General features: G+C 54.2%; 2 protein-coding genes. Both read right to left on the minus strand.

Annotated features, from left to right (window positions below):
- Positions 1-105, minus strand: a 105-nt coding sequence (locus tag VQ044_RS25255) for a transposase (RefSeq protein WP_331827901.1), incomplete at its 3' end; no start/stop codon positions are given.
- 323 nt (positions 106-428) lie between these two features.
- Positions 429-989 (minus strand): chlorite dismutase family protein, encoded by a 561-nt coding sequence (locus VQ044_RS25260; RefSeq protein ID WP_331827900.1) that lies wholly within the window; start codon positions 987-989, stop codon positions 429-431.
- Positions 990-1159 lie beyond the last annotated feature (170 nt).

A 1159-nucleotide genomic window follows, 5' to 3' on the forward strand; every position in this document is an offset into this window, starting at 1 on the left:
CCCGATCCCAAGATCGTCGGCGACCTCGCGCTGCGTGCGCCCACTGCTCTGCACCAGCCGAACGGCCTCGGCTTCAAATTCTTTCGTAAATTGTCTCTTTTGCATCGCGGAGTTCCTCGTCCTTCATTGGGAACTCTCCACTTTTCCGATGCAAGTCCAAATTGCTGGGCGCACTCTTGAGCATGAGCCGGTCGGACTCAATTTCGTCAGAGAAAAAAGCAGAGTGGAAGCGGGCAGGCGATGCACTGCTGGCAACCAAAGAAAATTAACGATGGGCGCAGCAACGCAAGCGCTGAAACAGCCGTTTTCTCCAGCGTGATGGGGTAGGCACTGCTTTGCCACCAACGCGCCGCCACGAAGCCCGTGAGGGTTCGAGCTGGTTTACCTGGTGGACTGCGTCCCCCACCCTGCGCTAACGCTCCGGCCCCCTACGCCGCTTCACGCACGAGACGGATGTCGACTTCTCTGTCAACGTACTTCCATTCCTCTGCTGCACGCAGCTCGGAAAGCAACGTGTTGAACTCAGCCTCATGGATTGGCGCGAACTCGAACCAATTGAGAAAATCGAACGGTTCATTTTCTGAGAGGTCACGGCAGTGGTGGAGCTTGCGCGCTACTGCAGGCAAGTAGTTAAGCCCGATTTGGATGTGCTTTGACTTTTCGAAAACGCTCCGACGCTCGTCTTGCGTGAATTCCCACCAAGCTGCGTTTTTCCGGATCGGTATCAACGCAGCGAAAGTTGCTTCTGGGCGCGCTAGCCCTTGCTGCTTCGCCACGATTTCGTTCTTCTCGTCGCGCATGACATACCGTTCATTGCTTGTTATTCCACGAAGTACCCAGGGTGCATTGGTTTCAGGCTGCAACTCTGAGGCAGATATTACGTTGAGCCTTTTGGCTTCAGGCAGTGGCTTGCCAACTATGGTTTCGGTTCCAACGATCCGCCAAAGACCGATGTCTCCGCCGACGAATGCAAATAATCGTGTATCCATTTCAACCTTTCATGTTGATTTTTAACTTTTTTACAGCTTCAAAGAAGCTATCTGCCCATTCAGATGGTGCCATTGATGCCGGGGATGTCCCGAAGTTTGTTGAACTTCGGCGATCGGCGTTTCCGGGTTGGAGGTTACGCGGCCCTGGAAACGGGGGCAACGGGCTTTTC

The organism is Aurantimonas sp. C2-5-R2 (assembly GCF_036549495.1).
GTDB classification, from domain to species: domain Bacteria; phylum Pseudomonadota; class Alphaproteobacteria; order Rhizobiales; family Rhizobiaceae; genus Aurantimonas; species Aurantimonas coralicida_A.